This window comes from Pseudomonas sp. F220, from assembly GCF_057813935.1.
This window is the reverse complement of record NZ_JBVASJ010000156.1, coordinates 1-321: the sequence shown is the minus strand read 5'-3', so window position 1 is coordinate 321 and position 321 is coordinate 1. Positions and strand designations below refer to the sequence as shown.

At 64.8% G+C, this 321-nt stretch carries 1 protein-coding gene; it reads left to right on the top strand.

The genetic code is table 11. The features are described 5' to 3' along the window. Nucleotides 1–97 precede the first annotated feature (97 nt). A partial coding sequence (locus ACZYSM_RS29430) for a chemotaxis protein CheW (protein WP_489077217.1) occupies nt 98–321 on the top strand: 224 nt, incomplete at its 3' end.

The following is a 321-nucleotide window of genomic DNA, read 5'->3' as shown; positions in this document are numbered from 1 at the left end:
AGACGGTGGAGTCCCTGCGTCAGGCCATCTTCGCCATCGATTAGCTGAGCCAGGTGGCGGTGGGGCTGCGTAGCGGCGTCTCGCGTTACAAAGTCTGATGAGCGAGCTCGCGGCGAAACGCGGCGCAGGAGTGGCGCCGAAACAATCGTTGTTTTTGCTGTTCCGCATCGGCAACGAGCGCTATGCCCTGCAGGCCATCGAGGTGGCTGCAGTGCTGCCGCGCCTGCCACTCATACCGATCGCGAAAGCGCCGTCCTGGGTCGCTGGGGTGTTCGCCTTCCGTGGCGCGGTGGTGCCGGTGATCGACCTCAGTGCGCTGAC